Origin of the sequence: Rhodoferax lacus (genome assembly GCF_003415675.1) — a bacterium.
In the GTDB taxonomy this organism is placed as follows: domain Bacteria; phylum Pseudomonadota; class Gammaproteobacteria; order Burkholderiales; family Burkholderiaceae_C; genus Allorhodoferax; species Allorhodoferax lacus.
Map to the genome: position 1 here is coordinate 1 of NZ_QFZK01000014.1, position 13626 is coordinate 13626.

General features: G+C 64.3%; 14 protein-coding genes and 1 rRNA gene. 12 read left to right on the forward strand and 3 right to left on the reverse strand.

Going from position 1 to position 13626, the window contains the following annotated elements:
• A 16S ribosomal RNA gene (locus tag DIC66_RS17270) occupies positions 1 to 108 on the reverse strand; the annotation flags it as partial.
• A gap of 485 nt (positions 109 to 593) precedes the next feature.
• On the opposite strand from DIC66_RS17270, the gene DIC66_RS17275 reads away from it, so the two are divergent.
• Positions 594 to 1877: an amidohydrolase family protein gene (locus tag DIC66_RS17275; protein WP_117179345.1), complete on the forward strand. Its 1284-nt coding sequence runs from the start codon at positions 594 to 596 to the stop codon at positions 1875 to 1877.
• 40 nt (positions 1878 to 1917) lie between these two features.
• On the opposite strand, the gene DIC66_RS17280 is transcribed toward DIC66_RS17275, so the two are convergent.
• On the reverse strand, positions 1918 to 3435 hold the full coding sequence (locus DIC66_RS17280; RefSeq protein ID WP_117179346.1) for a carboxypeptidase M32: 1518 nt from the start codon (positions 3433 to 3435) through the stop codon (positions 1918 to 1920).
• Positions 3436 to 3603: 168 nt separating this feature from the next.
• Between DIC66_RS17280 and DIC66_RS17285 the strand changes: the two genes are divergently transcribed.
• From DIC66_RS17285 to DIC66_RS17325, 9 genes are all read left to right on the forward strand, one after another.
• A complete protein-coding gene (locus DIC66_RS17285; RefSeq protein WP_117179347.1) occupies positions 3604 to 4656 on the forward strand; it encodes a sulfate ABC transporter substrate-binding protein in 1053 nt (350 codons plus the stop codon).
• A 30-nt stretch (positions 4657 to 4686) separates the two neighbouring features.
• Positions 4687 to 5277, forward strand: a complete 591-nt coding sequence (ssuE, locus tag DIC66_RS17290; protein WP_117179348.1) for an NADPH-dependent FMN reductase — start codon at positions 4687 to 4689, stop codon at positions 5275 to 5277.
• 107 nt (positions 5278 to 5384) lie between these two features.
• Positions 5385 to 6353 carry a sulfonate ABC transporter substrate-binding protein gene (locus DIC66_RS17295; RefSeq protein WP_117179349.1) on the forward strand — a complete coding sequence of 323 codons (969 nt, stop codon included), beginning with the start codon at positions 5385 to 5387 and terminating at the stop codon, positions 6351 to 6353.
• A gap of 23 nt (positions 6354 to 6376) precedes the next feature.
• Complete coding sequence (locus DIC66_RS17300; RefSeq protein WP_117179350.1) at positions 6377 to 7417, forward strand: sulfonate ABC transporter substrate-binding protein; 1041 nt, start codon at positions 6377 to 6379, stop codon at positions 7415 to 7417.
• 58 nt (positions 7418 to 7475) lie between these two features.
• On the forward strand, positions 7476 to 8678 hold the full coding sequence (gene ssuD, locus DIC66_RS17305; protein ID WP_117179351.1) for an FMNH2-dependent alkanesulfonate monooxygenase: 1203 nt from the start codon (positions 7476 to 7478) through the stop codon (positions 8676 to 8678).
• 65 nt (positions 8679 to 8743) lie between these two features.
• Positions 8744 to 9580, forward strand: a complete 837-nt coding sequence (ssuC, locus tag DIC66_RS17310; protein WP_233505975.1) for an aliphatic sulfonate ABC transporter permease SsuC — start codon at positions 8744 to 8746, stop codon at positions 9578 to 9580.
• Between the two features lie 12 nt (positions 9581 to 9592).
• Positions 9593 to 10420, forward strand: coding sequence for an ATP-binding cassette domain-containing protein (locus tag DIC66_RS17315; protein WP_117179353.1), 828 nt, complete (start codon positions 9593 to 9595; stop codon positions 10418 to 10420).
• A 121-nt stretch (positions 10421 to 10541) separates the two neighbouring features.
• Positions 10542 to 10757 carry a TOBE domain-containing protein gene (locus DIC66_RS17320; RefSeq protein ID WP_117179354.1) on the forward strand — a complete coding sequence of 72 codons (216 nt, stop codon included), beginning with the start codon at positions 10542 to 10544 and terminating at the stop codon, positions 10755 to 10757.
• An 11-nt stretch (positions 10758 to 10768) separates the two neighbouring features.
• Positions 10769 to 11698, forward strand: a complete 930-nt coding sequence (locus DIC66_RS17325; protein WP_117179355.1) for a CysB family HTH-type transcriptional regulator — start codon at positions 10769 to 10771, stop codon at positions 11696 to 11698.
• Positions 11699 to 11752: 54 nt separating this feature from the next.
• Here DIC66_RS17325 and fghA read toward each other — a convergent pair whose 3' ends face one another.
• Positions 11753 to 12607, reverse strand: coding sequence for an S-formylglutathione hydrolase (fghA, locus tag DIC66_RS17330; RefSeq protein WP_275405253.1), 855 nt, complete (start codon positions 12605 to 12607; stop codon positions 11753 to 11755).
• A gap of 98 nt (positions 12608 to 12705) precedes the next feature.
• Between fghA and DIC66_RS17335 the strand changes: the two genes are divergently transcribed.
• Together DIC66_RS17335 and DIC66_RS17340 are read left to right on the forward strand one after the other, a co-directional pair.
• On the forward strand, positions 12706 to 13173 hold the full coding sequence (locus DIC66_RS17335; RefSeq protein ID WP_420820503.1) for a YeeE/YedE family protein: 468 nt from the start codon (positions 12706 to 12708) through the stop codon (positions 13171 to 13173).
• Entirely contained in the window at positions 13170 to 13613 is a 444-nt protein-coding gene (locus DIC66_RS17340; protein WP_117179358.1) for a YeeE/YedE family protein, read from the forward strand. Before DIC66_RS17335 ends, DIC66_RS17340 begins: the two co-directional genes overlap by 4 nt.
• The last annotated feature ends 13 nt before the right edge of the window (positions 13614 to 13626 follow it).

Consider the following 13626-nt stretch of genomic DNA (forward strand, 5'->3'; position numbering starts at 1 on the left):
ACCCGTTCGCCACTCGCCACCAGGATTGCTCCCGTGCTGCCGTTCGACTTGCATGTGTAAGGCATGCCGCCAGCGTTCAATCTGAGCCAGGATCAAACTCTATAGTTCGATCTTGAATTTTTTCGCACATCTCTGTGCAACTCATAAATTGGAATCGACGTGATTGTCCTAAACAAGTTAATGTCTCGACTTTCACATCTTTTTTACTTCATGAGCGTTTGTAGGTCCGTTAAGACCTAGTTCCGAAGAACTTGGCTATTCACCTCAAACGCCCACGCTTATCGGCTGTAAATTTTTAAGGAACACAAGGAAGCTTTTTACCACCTTCTTGCTAACTTCACTGTGATCAGCGAAGCCTTGAATTATGACACAGTTTTAAGGCTGTTTGCAAGTTTCTTGATAAAGTCTTTTTACTTTCTCTATCCCGATTCCCGCCTGCACCGTCATCAGCGCAGCCTTCGATTATGGCACGGTTTCAACAGGTTTCAAAGAAGGTCATAAAAAGAATCGAAAGAAGTGCGCGGGCGCAGGCGTCTCTGTCTGCCACACCTGGTGACGTCCACTACCATGGTGCTTTCCAAAAGGATGCGCCCATGCTGGACCTGCTGATTCGCAACGCCACTCTGCCCGACGGGCGCCACAACATGGCTGTGGCCGTGCAGGACGGCAAGATCATCGAAGTGACCCAGGGGCTGCAAGCTGCCGCCCGGGAGACGGTGGATGCAGGGGGCTTGCTCCTGTCGCCCCCCTTTGTGGACCCGCACTTCCATATGGATGCGACGCTCTCCTACGGTTTGCCCCGCGTCAACCAGAGTGGAACGCTGCTCGAAGGCATTGCGGTATGGGGAGAGCTGAAGCCACTGCTCACGCAGGAATCTCTGGTGGAGCGCGCCCTGGTGTATTGCGACTGGGCCGCAGCCAAGGGATTGCTGGCCATACGCACCCATGTGGATGTGTGCGACCCGCGCCTGCTGGCGGTAGACGCTTTGCTGGAAGTCAAGAAGCTCGTGGCTCCTTATATAGAGCTGCAGTTGGTGGCCTTTCCACAGGATGGCGTGCTGCGCGGCCCGCTGGGAGCCCAGCAGCATATGGACAACCTCAAGCGCGCGCTGGACAAGGGCGTGGACGTGGTGGGTGGCATTCCCCACTTCGAGCGCACCATGGCGGACGGTGCTTTGAGTGTGAAGCTGTTGTGCGAATTGGCGGCTGCGCGCGGCCTGATGGTGGACATGCACTGCGACGAGTCCGATGACCCGCACTCGCGCCATGTGGAGACGCTGGCCTTTGAAACCCAGCGCCTGGGTCTGCAGGGCCGGGTGACCGGCTCGCACCTGACCTCCATGCACAGCATGGACAACTACTACGTGAGCAAGCTGATTCCCCTGATGGCCGAGGCGCAGCTCCACGTGGTGGCCAACCCGCTGATCAACATCACCCTGCAGGGCCGGCACGACAGCTACCCCAAGCGCCGCGGCATGACGCGCGTGCCGGAGCTACTGGCCGCAGGCATCAACGTAGCCTTTGGCAATGACTGTGTGATGGACCCTTGGTATTCGCTGGGCAGCGGCGACATGCTGGAGGTGGCGCACATGGGACTGCACGTGGGGCAGATGACCAGCCAGGTCGCCATGCGCCAATGCTTTGAGGCCGTCACAACCCACGCCGCCCGCGTGATGGGCCTGCAGGGCTATGGCCTGCAGGCTGGTTGCAAGGCCGACCTGGTGCTGCTGCAAGCGCGCGACCCGGTAGAGGCCATACGTCTGCGCGCCACCCGGCTCAAGGTGTTCAAGGCGGGCAAGCTGATTGCGGAGGCGCCGGCGGCCACCAGCCGCTTGAACCTGCCCGGCAGGCCAGCGCACACCAGCTTCATGGTCTGAGCCGCAGGGCCACAGAAGCTCACGTCAACTTCGACACTTTTCAACCCATCAGGTAGCGCCGCTCCAGATGCGCCCGGAAGTGCGCCGGGTTGAGTGTCTCGCCCGTGGCGCGCTGCACCAGGGTGTCGGTGTCCCACAGGCTGGCCTGGCTCCAGATGTGGGTACGCAGCCAGTCCATCACAGGCGACAGCTCGCCCGCGGCCACGCGCGCGTCCAGATCCGGATGTAGTGTGCGGATGCTGGCGAAATACTGGGCTGCGTACATCGCGCCCAAGGTGTAACTGGGGAAATAGCCAAAGCTGCCGCTGGGCCAGTGGATGTCCTGCAGACAGCCATTCTGGAAATCACCGCGCGTGTCCAGTCCCAGGTAGGCCTGCATTTTTTCGTCCCACAGCGCGGGGATGTCCTCGGGCGCGATGGCGCCGTCGATCAGGGCGCGCTCAATCTCGAAACGCAGAATGATGTGTGCCGGGTAGGTCAGCTCGTCGGCATCCACGCGGATCATGCCAGGCTGCACCCGGGTCAGCAGGCGCGCCAGGTTACTGGCCGACAGCGCCTCCTGCGCACCCAGGTGCTTGTGCACCAGGGGCGCGATGGCCTGCACAAAGGCCGGGCTGCGGCCGAGCTGCATCTCGAAGGACAGGCTCTGGCTCTCGTGAATGCCCATGGAGCGCGCCCGCCCCACCGGAAGATGCAGCAACTCGCGCGGCAGGTTCTGTTCGTAGCGGGCGTGGCCCGTCTCATGGACGATGCCCATCAGGCTGCGTACAAAGTCGTCCTCCGAGTAGCGCGTGGTGATGCGCACATCTTCGGCCACACCACCGCAAAACGGGTGCGTGGAGATGTCCAGCCGTCCGCCCTCAAAATCAAAACCCAGCAGCGCCATGACCTCCAGGCCCAACGCCCGCTGGCTCTCCACGGGGAAAGGCCCTGTGGCTTGTAGCACGCTGTCACTCTCCTGCTGCGCGCGCACCCGGTGCACCAGATCCGGCAGCCAGGTTTTCACTGCGCCAAAAACAGATTCAATATGGGCAGCGCACGCGCCCGGCTCATACTTGTCCATCAGTGCCTCGTAGGGGCTCACACCCTTGGCCTGTGACAGCAGTTGCGCCTCTTCGCGCGCCAGCGTCACCACCGGTCTGAAATTCTCCAGAAAGCCCTGCCAGTCATTGGCCTTGCGCTGGGCGCGCCAGGCATGCTCGCAGTGGGAGGCCGCCAACGACTGCGCTTCCACCAGGCGCTCGGGCAGCAGGTTGGCGGACTCCCAGTCGCGCCGCATTTCACGCAGGTTGGCGCGTTCCTGCGGCTCCAGGGGCTCATTTGCTGCCGCCTGCAACAAGCCGGAGAGCTTGGCATCGGTCAGCGTCTGGTGCATCAGCACCTGCAATTCGGCCAGCGCCGCGCCGCGCGCGCTATTGCCCTTGCTCGGCATCATGGCGGCCTGGTCCCATCCTGCGATGGAGCCCAGGTGGCTGTAGCGGTACAGGCGGGTGAAGGTGGCCGCGAGCGCGCTGTAAGCGGGCTTGTCGGCTGGTGTTGGGGTAGTGGAGGTGCTCACGATTTCATTCTCGCACCGCGAACCGAAAGAAGGTCAGCGCATGTCAGCAAGCCCTGCATATACGTTTATGTAATTAAGAAGTGACGATTAAGTAGTTTGCGGTTTATTGATCGACTTCCAGAATCCAACCCATCGCACTCTTGCGTTGCCATTTATTCCGGAGTTGACATGACAGACCGCATCGTTTCCGCCTCATCGCGCCGCCCGTTTCTGAAGCTGGCAGCCGGCCTCGCCCTGGCGGCGACCGCTTTGGGCAGTGCCCACACGGCCTTCGCGCAAGCACCAGCACCCGTCACCCTGCTCAATGTGTCCTACGACCCGACGCGCGAGTTGTACGTGGAGTACAACGCCGCCTTCACCAAGTACTGGAAGGCCAAGACCGGGCAGGACGTCACCATCAAGCAAAGCCACGGCGGCTCGGGCAAGCAGGCGCGCTCGGTGATTGACGGGCTGGACGCCGATGTGGTCACCCTGGCCCTGGCCGGTGACATTGATGCCATCTCCAGGAATGGCGGCTGGCTGCCCAAAGACTGGCAAAAGCGCCTGCCGCACAACTCCGCGCCCTATACCTCCACCATCATCTTTGCCGTGCGCCAGGGCAACCCCAAGGGCATCAAGGATTGGGATGACCTGATCCGCGCCGACGTGAAAGTTATCACCCCCAACCCGAAAACCTCGGGCGGCGCACGCTGGAACTACCTGGCAGCCTGGGAATTTGCCAAGCGCAAATACGGCGGTGACGCCAAGGCCAAAGACTTTGTGGCCAAGCTGTACGCCAACGTGCCGGTGCTCGACACCGGAGCGCGCGGCTCCACCATCACCTTTGCCCAGCGCAACCAGGGCGATGTGCTGATTGCCTGGGAGAACGAAGCCTACTTGCTGGAAAAAGAGTTCGGCGCCAAGTTTGATGTGATCGCCCCGCCCTTGAGCATTCTGGCCGAGCCGCCTGTGACCGTTGTCGACAAGAACGTGGACAAGAAGGGCACCCGCGCCGTGGCCGAGGAATACCTCAAATTCCTCTACACCGAAGAAGGCCAGGACATTGCCGGCAAAAACTTCTACCGCCCCGCCGTGTCTGATAAGGCCAAGACCAAGTACGCCAAGCAGTTCGCCAAGATCGACCTGTTCACCATCGACCAGGCCTTTGGCGGCTGGGAAAAGGCGGACAAAGACCACTTTGCCGATGGCGGCAGCTTTGACCAGATCTACACCAAGAAGTAAGCAACGCTGTCACACCCACCAAGACCCACCATGTCCGTACTATTGATTGCTGGAAGCCCCTCGGAGCGCTCACGCACCGCTGCCCTGTTGGAGGCAGCGGGCCAGCGCCTGGAGAGCCGCGGCGTGCTGGTGGACCGTCTGCGGGTGCGTGACCTCTCGCCCCAGGCCCTGATCCTGGCCGACTTTGGCCACCGCTCCATCAGCCAGGCCACAGGCCAGGTGGCGCAGGCCGAGGTCATCATCGTGGCCACGCCCGTCTACAAGGCCGCCTACAGCGGCGTGCTCAAGGTGTTTCTGGACCTGCTGCCGCAGGACGCGTTTGCCGGCAAGACGATTCTGCCCCTGGCCACTGGCGGCAGCCCCAACCACATGCTGGCACTGGACTACGCGCTGCGCCCGGTGCTGCAGTCGCTGGGTGCGCGCCACATCCTCTCGGGCATCTTCGCCACCGACTCGCAAGTTGTGCTGTCGCCCGAAGGCTCCTACACCGTGGCCCCGGACATTGGTGCACGGCTCGATGCTGCCGTTCACATTCTGTTGACCGAAACACTCAAGCCCTCGCTGGCCCATGCCGGGCGCTTTGCATCCGTGCCGTTCTCGCAGGTGCGATGTAGCGTTTAGCTGCACCCAGCGCGCGGCCCGGCGCTCCCCTTTTTTCTGCCTCCCACAGGCTGCCCTGAACGCAGCCCGGGGAAGGCTTGCCCCCAACTTTTTGAAAGTACCGCACCATGGCCCTCAACCATCTCACCCATCTCAACCGCCGCCAGCTTCTGGCCACCGCTGCCGCGTCCGCAGCCCTTGTTGCAGGCAGCGGCGCGCTGGCCCAAAGCGCCACGCGCACCCTGCGCATCGGTTACCAAAAAGGCTGGCTGTCCATCCTCAAGGGACGTGGTACGCTGGAAAAGCGCCTCACCCCGCTGGGCGTGGCCATCACCTGGACCGAGTTCAATGCCGGCCCGGTGCAGCTCGAAGCCCTCAATGTCGGCTCGATCGACTTTGGTGATGTGGGCGAAGCCCCGCCCATCTTTGCCCAAGCCGCAGGTGCACCGCTGGTCTATGTGGGCGCCACCGTGCCGCGTCCGCATCTGGAAGCTGTCATCGTGCCCAAGGACTCGCCCATCAAGACCGTGGCCGATCTGAAGGGCAAGCGCATTGCCTTCAACAAGGGCTCCAACGTGCAGTACCTCTTGGTCAAGCTGCTGGAAAAACACGGCCTGAAATACAGCGACGTCACCCCCATCTTTTTGCCGCCGCCCGATGCACGCGCGGCTTTCCAGAAGGGCGCTGTCGACGCCTGGATCATCTGGGACCCCTTCCTCGCCTCCGCCCAAAAAACGCTGGATGCGCGCCTGCTGGCCGACGGCACGGGTGTGGTCAACAACCGGCAGTACTACTTCAGCTCGCGCGATTTCGCCACCAAGAACACCGACGTGCTGAAGATCGCCATTGAAGAGATCAACGCCATCGACACCTGGATTGGCGCCAACAAGAACGCCGCCGCCACCGAGCTCGCCACCGTGCTGGGCCTGGACAAGAGCATCACCGAGCTCTATGTAGGCCGCGCTGCCTATGGCACCAAGACAGTCACCAGCGACATCCTGGCCGAGCAGCAGGCCATTGCCGACACCTTCTTCGAGTTGAAGCTGATTCCCAAAAAGCTCAACCTGCTGCACGCCGCACCGGTCAACCTGAGCTAGGCCCTGACGCCGGAGACCCACCCATGCCACAGCACACCGCCAATCAACCCCGACGCCGCAAGCTGCTGCGCCTGCTGGCCCTGAGCGCCAGCACTTGGGGCATCAGCGCGCCCGTCTTCAGCCCCGCCTTTGCCCAAGCCGCACCGGCCAGCAAGGCGCCTGAGGTGCTGCGCATTGGCTACCAGAAGTCGGCTGTCAATCTGGTCATCCTCAGGCAGCAAGGTGCGCTGGAAAAGCGCTTTCCCAACACGCGTGTGAGCTGGGTGGAATTCCCCGCCGGGCCGCAGTTGCTCGAAGCCCTGGCCGTGGGCAGCCTGGAGTTTGGACTGACGGGCGACGCGCCCCCGGTGTTTGCCCAAGCCGCCGGCAAGGAGCTGGTCTATGTGGGCGCCGAGCCGCCCAAGCCCGACAGCTCGGCCATTCTGGTGCTGCGCGAATCGCCGCTCAAAACGCTGGCCGACCTCAAGGGCAAGAAAGTCGCCCTGCAAAAAGGCTCCAGCGCCCACTACCTGCTGGTGCGTGCGGTGGAGAAGGCCGGCCTGCAGTGGAGCGACATCACCCCCATCTACCTCACACCGGCCGATGCCCGCGCGGCTTTTGAGCGTCAGAGCGTGGACGCCTGGGCCATCTGGGACCCGTTCTACTCGGCCACCCAGTTGGCCATCCAGGCGCGCGCCCTGGCCACGGGCCGCGGCCTGTCCAGCAACAACTCGTTTTACCTGGCCTCGCTGCCCTTTGCCACCCAGCATGGCGACACCGTGGTCGCCCTGTTGGCGGAGCTGACCCGCGCCGACAAGTTCGCACAGGAAAGCCGCCCCCAGGCCATCAAGCTGATTGCCGATTTCAGCGGCCTGGACGCCGGTGTGGTCAGCCTGTTCCTGCAGCGCCGCCCGGCCTCGCCGGTGGCACCCCTGAATGCCAGTACCCGGGCGGACCAGCAAAAGGTGGCCGATGCGTTTTTCAAGCTGGGCCTGATACCCAAGGCGGTGCAGGTGGCCGACATCGTCTGGAGCGCACCCGCGGTGCATGTTGCGTCGGCCGTCACCGCGAAAACCAAACCCTGATCCCTCACGCACATCCGCCTTACCGCCACCGTCACAACCTCTCCTGGCAGCACGCTTCATGAAAATTTTCTGGTTCATCCCCACCCACGGCGACAGCCGCTACCTCGGCAGCGCCGAGGGTGCGCGCGTGATCGATCACAACTACCTCAAGCAGGTCGCGCAGGCCGCCGACAGCCTGGGCTACGAAGGCGTGCTCATCCCCACCGGACGTTCCTGCGAAGACCCCTGGGTGGTGGCTTCCAGCCTGCTGCCCGTCACCACGCGCCTGAAGTTTCTGGTGGCGGTGCGCCCGGGTCTGCACCAGCCCGCGCTGGCAGCGCGCATGGCCGCCACCTTTGACCGCCTCTCGGGCGGGCGCCTGCTGATCAACCTGGTCACCGGCGGCGACCAGGCCGAGTTGGAGGGCGATGGCGTCTACCTGGACCACGCTGCGCGTTATGAGCAGTCGGCCGAGTTCATCCGCATCTGGCGCGAGATCCTCACACGCAGCCATGAAGGCAAGAGTTTTGACTTCCAGGGCAAGCACCTCAGCGTCAAGGGCGCCAAGCTGCTCTACCCACCGCTGCAAAACCCGCATCCCCCGGTGTACTTCGGCGGCTCCTCGCCCGCGGCGCACGACCTGGCCGCTGAACAGGTGGAGACCTACCTCACCTGGGGCGAGCCCCCTGCCGAAGTGGCCAAAAAGGTAGCCGATGTGCGCGCCCGGGCAGCAAAGCTCAATCGCACCGTGCAGTTCGGCATCCGCCTGCACGTCATCGTGCGCGAGACCGAGGCTGAGGCCTGGGCCGCCGCCGACGCCCTCATCAGCCGCCTGGACGACAAGACCGTGGCCACCGCGCAAAGCGCCTTTGCCAAGATGGACTCCGAGGGCCAGCGCCGCATGGCAGCCCTCCATTCCGGTGGCATCAAGCGCACCCGCGCCGATCTGGAAATCAGCCCCAACCTCTGGGCCGGTGTGGGCCTGGCCCGCAGCGGCGCAGGCACGGCCCTGGTGGGCAACCCGCAGCAAGTGGCCGCACGCATCCAGGAATACGCAGCCCTGGGGCTGGACACCTTTGTGCTCTCGGGCTACCCGCATCTGGAAGAGGCCTACCGTTTTGCCGAGCTGGTGTTCCCCTTGCTGCCACTGGAGTTGCAGGGCAAGCTCTCGGGCGGCTCGCTGTTTGGTCCGCTGGGTGAAGTGGTGGCGAATGTGGGTGCGCCCAATGTCAATGCGGTAACCACCGCCCAGACCGCACAGCCCGAGGGCGCCACGGCATGAGGGTGCATCCTTCCCGCAGCGCCACCGACGTGCGCAACGCCCACTTGCCGGACTCCCTGGAGACCATGGGTGGTGGCCTGTTCCCGGCCTTGGGCCCGCTGGACCTGCCCTGGCAGGCCATCGCCGGTTTCCTGCGCGGCGTTGCGAAGCGCCTCATCCCCTGGATCGTGCCGGTGCTCTTGATTGCCGTATGGCAGGTGAGCGCCTCGCTTGGTTGGCTCTCCAGCCGCGTGCTGCCCGCCCCGCTGGATGTGGCCGCCGCCGCCTGGAAATTGTCCGAATCCGGTGAGCTGTGGGTGCATGTGAAGGTGAGCACGGCGCGCGCCCTCACCGGCCTGGCCATTGGCGGCGGCCTGGGGCTGCTGCTGGGCCTGCTGACCGGCTCGGTGCGGGTGGCAGAGACCCTGCTGGATTCCACCATCCAGATGGTGCGCAACATACCGGCCCTGGCCATGATTCCGCTGGTGATTTTGTGGTTCGGCATTGACGAGTCGGCCAAGCTGTTCCTGATTGCGGTGTCGGTGTTCTTTCCGATTTACCTCAACACCTTCCACGGCATCCGCAATGTGGACCCCGGCCTGATCGAGATGGCGCGAACCTATGGCCTCAACCGCTGGCAGCTCTACACCCAGGTGATTCTGCCCGGTGCCCTGTCCAGCATTCTGGTGGGCCTGCGCTTCTCGCTGGGCCTGATGTGGGTGATCCTGATCGTGGCCGAAACCATCTCGGCCCAGGCCGGCATTGGCTACCTGACCATGAATGCGCGCGAGTTCCTGCAGACCGACATCGTGCTGGTGGGCATCCTGCTCTACGCCATCCTGGGCAAGCTGGCTGACCTGTTTGCCCGCGCCCTCGAACACTACTGGCTGCGCTGGCACCCCGGCTACCAGAACGCGCACTAAGAGAACATCCAGATGAGCACCCCCACCCCATCCACTGCGTCGACCACGCGCCGCGGCGTCTCGCTGTCAGCCCAGCGCCTTGGCAAACGCTATGGCGCACGCACCGTGCTGGACCAGACGCAGCTCCATATTGCGCCCGGCGAATTTGTTGCCATCGTGGGCCGCAGCGGCTGCGGCAAAAGCACGCTGCTGCGCCTGGTGGCCGGTCTGGAAGCCGCAAGCAGTGGCACCCTGCAGATTGACCAGCAGACGGTGACCGGCCTGCGCGACACCACCCGCATCATGTTCCAGGACGCGCGCCTGCTGCCCTGGAAGCGCGTCATCGACAACGTGGCCCTGGGGCTGGACGCCTCCCAATATCCCAAGGCACAACAGGTACTGGAGCAGGTCGGCCTGGCCGAGCGCGCCAACGCGTGGCCCGCACGCCTGTCCGGCGGCCAGCGCCAGCGCGTGGCCCTGGCGCGTGCCCTGGTGCACCAACCCGACTTGCTGCTGCTGGACGAGCCCCTGGGCGCGCTGGATGCACTCACCCGCATCGAGATGCACGCGCTGATCGAGTCGCTTTGGCGGCGCTTCAGCTTCACCGCCCTGCTGGTCACGCACGACGTGCAGGAGGCCGTTGCCTTGGCCGACCGCGTGGTGCTGATTGAAGACGGTGTGATTGCGCTGGACCTGGCGATTGACCTGCCGCGTCCACGCCACCGGGGCGATGCCGCCTTTGCTGCACTGGAAGAGCGCCTCTTGAGCCGCGTGTTGCAGCGCCCGCCCAAAGAAGAAACCCCACACGACGCCCCCGTATGGCCCGGCACCCCCGCCCACGGCCTGCGTTGGGCAATTTGATGATGCCCCCACGTTCGCGCACTGCGTGTCGCTCTCTGCCCCCCGAGGGGGCGCGTTTTTCCTTGGGGCGGCCCGGCGGAAAAACCTTTTTTTATTTTCATTAACCTTTTAGGAGAACCTCATGTCCATCCAAGCCATCAACGTACGCAACCAATTCCGCGGCAAGGTCCGTGAAATCATCCGTGGAGACGTGGTCTCCGAGGTCGATGTGGAAACGCCCTGGGGCATCGTCACCTCTGTCATCACCACACGCTCGGTCAATGACCTGCAACTGGTGGTCGGCTCTGAAGTGGTGGCTTTGGTGAAGTCCACCGAAGTGTCGATTGCCAAGCTCTAGAGAGGCAGCGCTTGAACTTCCAACAACTGCGCTCGGTGCGCGAAGCGGTGCGCTGCGGCTTCAACCTGACCGAGGTGGCGGCCATGCTGTTCACCTCGCAGCCAGGGGTGAGCCGGCAAATCCGCGAACTCGAAGACGAGCTGGGCGTGGAGATTTTTGTGCGCGCGGGCAAGCGCCTGACCGGCCTCACGCCACCCGGTGTGGCGCTGCTGCCTATCGTGGAGCGCCTGCTGCTGGACGCCGAGAACCTCAAGCGCGCCGGGCAGGACTTCACGGCGCAAATGGAGGGCCAACTCACCGTGGCGGCCACCCACTCGCAGGCGCGCTATGCGCTGCCGCAGGTGGTGAAAGAGTTTCGCGACAAGTTCCCCAAGGTCACGCTGCACCTGCACCAGGGCTCGCCCAAGCAGGTGGCGGCCATGCTGCTCTCCGGCGAGGCCGACATCGGCGTGGCCACCGAGGCGCTGGGCGACTATGCGCAGCTGGTCACCCTGCCCTGCTACCGCTGGACCCACAGCGTCATCGTGCCGCCCGGCCATCCGCTGCTGGAAGAGGCCGGACCGGTGACGCTGCAGCAGCTCACCCGTTACCCCATCATCACCTACGAGGTGGGCTACACCGGGCGCTCGCATATCGATGACGCCTTCCATGCCGAGGGCCTGCACCCGGACGTGGTGCTCACCGCCATGGACGCCGACGTGGTCAAGACCTATGTGGAGCTGGGCATGGGCGTGGGCATCGTCGCCTCGATTGCGCTGGACGAGGAGCGCGACCTGGGCCTGCGCATCCTGGATGCGGGCCATCTTTTCGCGGTGAACGTCACCCGGCTGGGCCTGCGCAAGGGCGCCTGGCTGCGCGGCTATGCCTACAATTTTGTGGAGCTGTTTGCGCCCACGCTGACCCGCGAGGTGGTGACTGCGGCCTTTGCGGAGCATGCCTGAGCGGCATGCCACCCAGTGCCAGGCGACAACCCTTGCCTGACCCTTGGCCGGAGCTTAGAGGGCGAGCTGCTGCGCATGAAAACGCAGATGGCTCTCGACAAAGCTGGCGATGAAGAAGTAGCTGTGGTCGTAGCCCGCACGCATGCGCAAGTCCAAGCCCACGCCGGCGCGGCTGCAGGCCTGTTGCAAGAGCTCGGGCTTGAGCTGGGTCTGCAGGAACGTGTCATTGGCTCCCTGGTCCACCAGCAGGGCCGGGCCCGTCCAGCCGCGCGATTCGATCAGGGCGCAGGCGTCGTAGTCCTTCCAGGTGTCGCGGTCCGGCCCCAGATAACCCGCCAGTGCCTTCTCGCCCCAGGGGCAGTGCAGGGGCGAGACAATCGGCGCAAAGGCCGACACCGAGCGGTAGCGCTGCGGGTTGCGCAGCGCCAGCACCAGCGCGCCGTGGCCACCCATGGAGTGGCCAAAGATGCCGGTGCGCTGGGCGTCTATGGGAAAGTGGGCCGCCATCACCGCGGGCAGCTCCTGCGACACATACGCGTCCATGCGGAAGTTCTGCGCCCAGGGTGCTTGCGTGGCGTTTACATAAAACCCGGCACCCAGTCCAAAGTCATAGCTGTCGGCCATGCCGGGAATGTCCAGTCCGCGCGGACTGGTGTCGGGCGTGACGATGGCCACACCCAACTCGGCTGCCACGCGCTGGGCGCCGGCCTTGGTGATGAAGTTCTCTTCCGTGCAGGTCAGGCCCGAGAGCCAGTACAGCACCGGCACCGGGCCGACTTTGGCCTGGGGCGGCAGAAACACGCCAAAGCGCATGGTGCAGCCGGTTTGCTCCGAGACGTGGCTGTACACGCCCTGCGTGCCCTCGAAGCACAGGTTCTGGCTGACGGTGGTGATGGTGTTGGTTTGGATGGTGCTCATAGGGTGCCCATGCTAATCGCTGCGGCCCGTCGGTTCCCGTTCAGAAGGGTCGCCATGCTGCAAGCCGGCCCAAACGCCAGCTGTATCCTATGTCCCGTAACCGTTCTACCAACCCCACTACGCCCCGCATGACAGCCTTCACCCCCTTGCACGCCCTTCTGGGCGGCCTGCTGATCGGCGCAGCCGCCATCCTGCTGCTCTGGCTGGACGGCCGCATTGCCGGTGTCACCGGCATGGTCACCGGTCTGCTGGTCAAGCCCACGGGAGAGCAGGCCTGGCGTTTGCTGTTCCTGCTGGGGTTGGTGGCGGGCACTACGGCTTACCAGCATTGGGGTGCAGCCACACCGCTGCGCCAGGGCTTTCCGGTGCCGCTGCTGATCCTGGCCGGCCTGCTGACGGGCTACGGCACCGCGCAGGCCAACGGCTGCACCAGCGGCCACGGTGTGTGCGGTCTGGCGCGCTTCTCGCTGCGCTCGCTGGTGGCCACCGGCACCTTTCTGGGCGTGGCCATCCTCACCACTTTCCTGGTGCGCCATGTGGCAGGGCTTGCCCCATGAGCCGCGCAGTTTTGCGCAATCTGGGAGCGCTGCTCAGCGGCCTGGTGTTTGGCCTGGGCCTGTCGCTCGCACAGATGACCAACCCGAACAAGGTGCTCAACTTTCTGGACATCAGCGGCCCCTGGGACCCCAGCCTGCTGCTGGTACTGGGCGGCGCGGTGGTGCTCAGCGCCCTGGGTTTTCACGGCGTTCTCAAGCGTGGTGCGCCGCTGTGGGACACGCAGTTTCACCTGCCCCTGCGCCAGGCCATAGACCGCCCGCTGGTCATCGGCTCGGCCCTGTTCGGACTGGGCTGGGGCTTGGCGGGCTACTGCCCGGGGCCTGCCATTGCGTCCCTGGGCTTTGGCAACCCGGAAGCCCTGTGGGTGGTGCCCAGCATCGTGGCCGGTGCGGCCCTGCAGCGCTGGACCCACTACCGGCAAACCGCAGACATTGATTAGGCGCAAAGACATT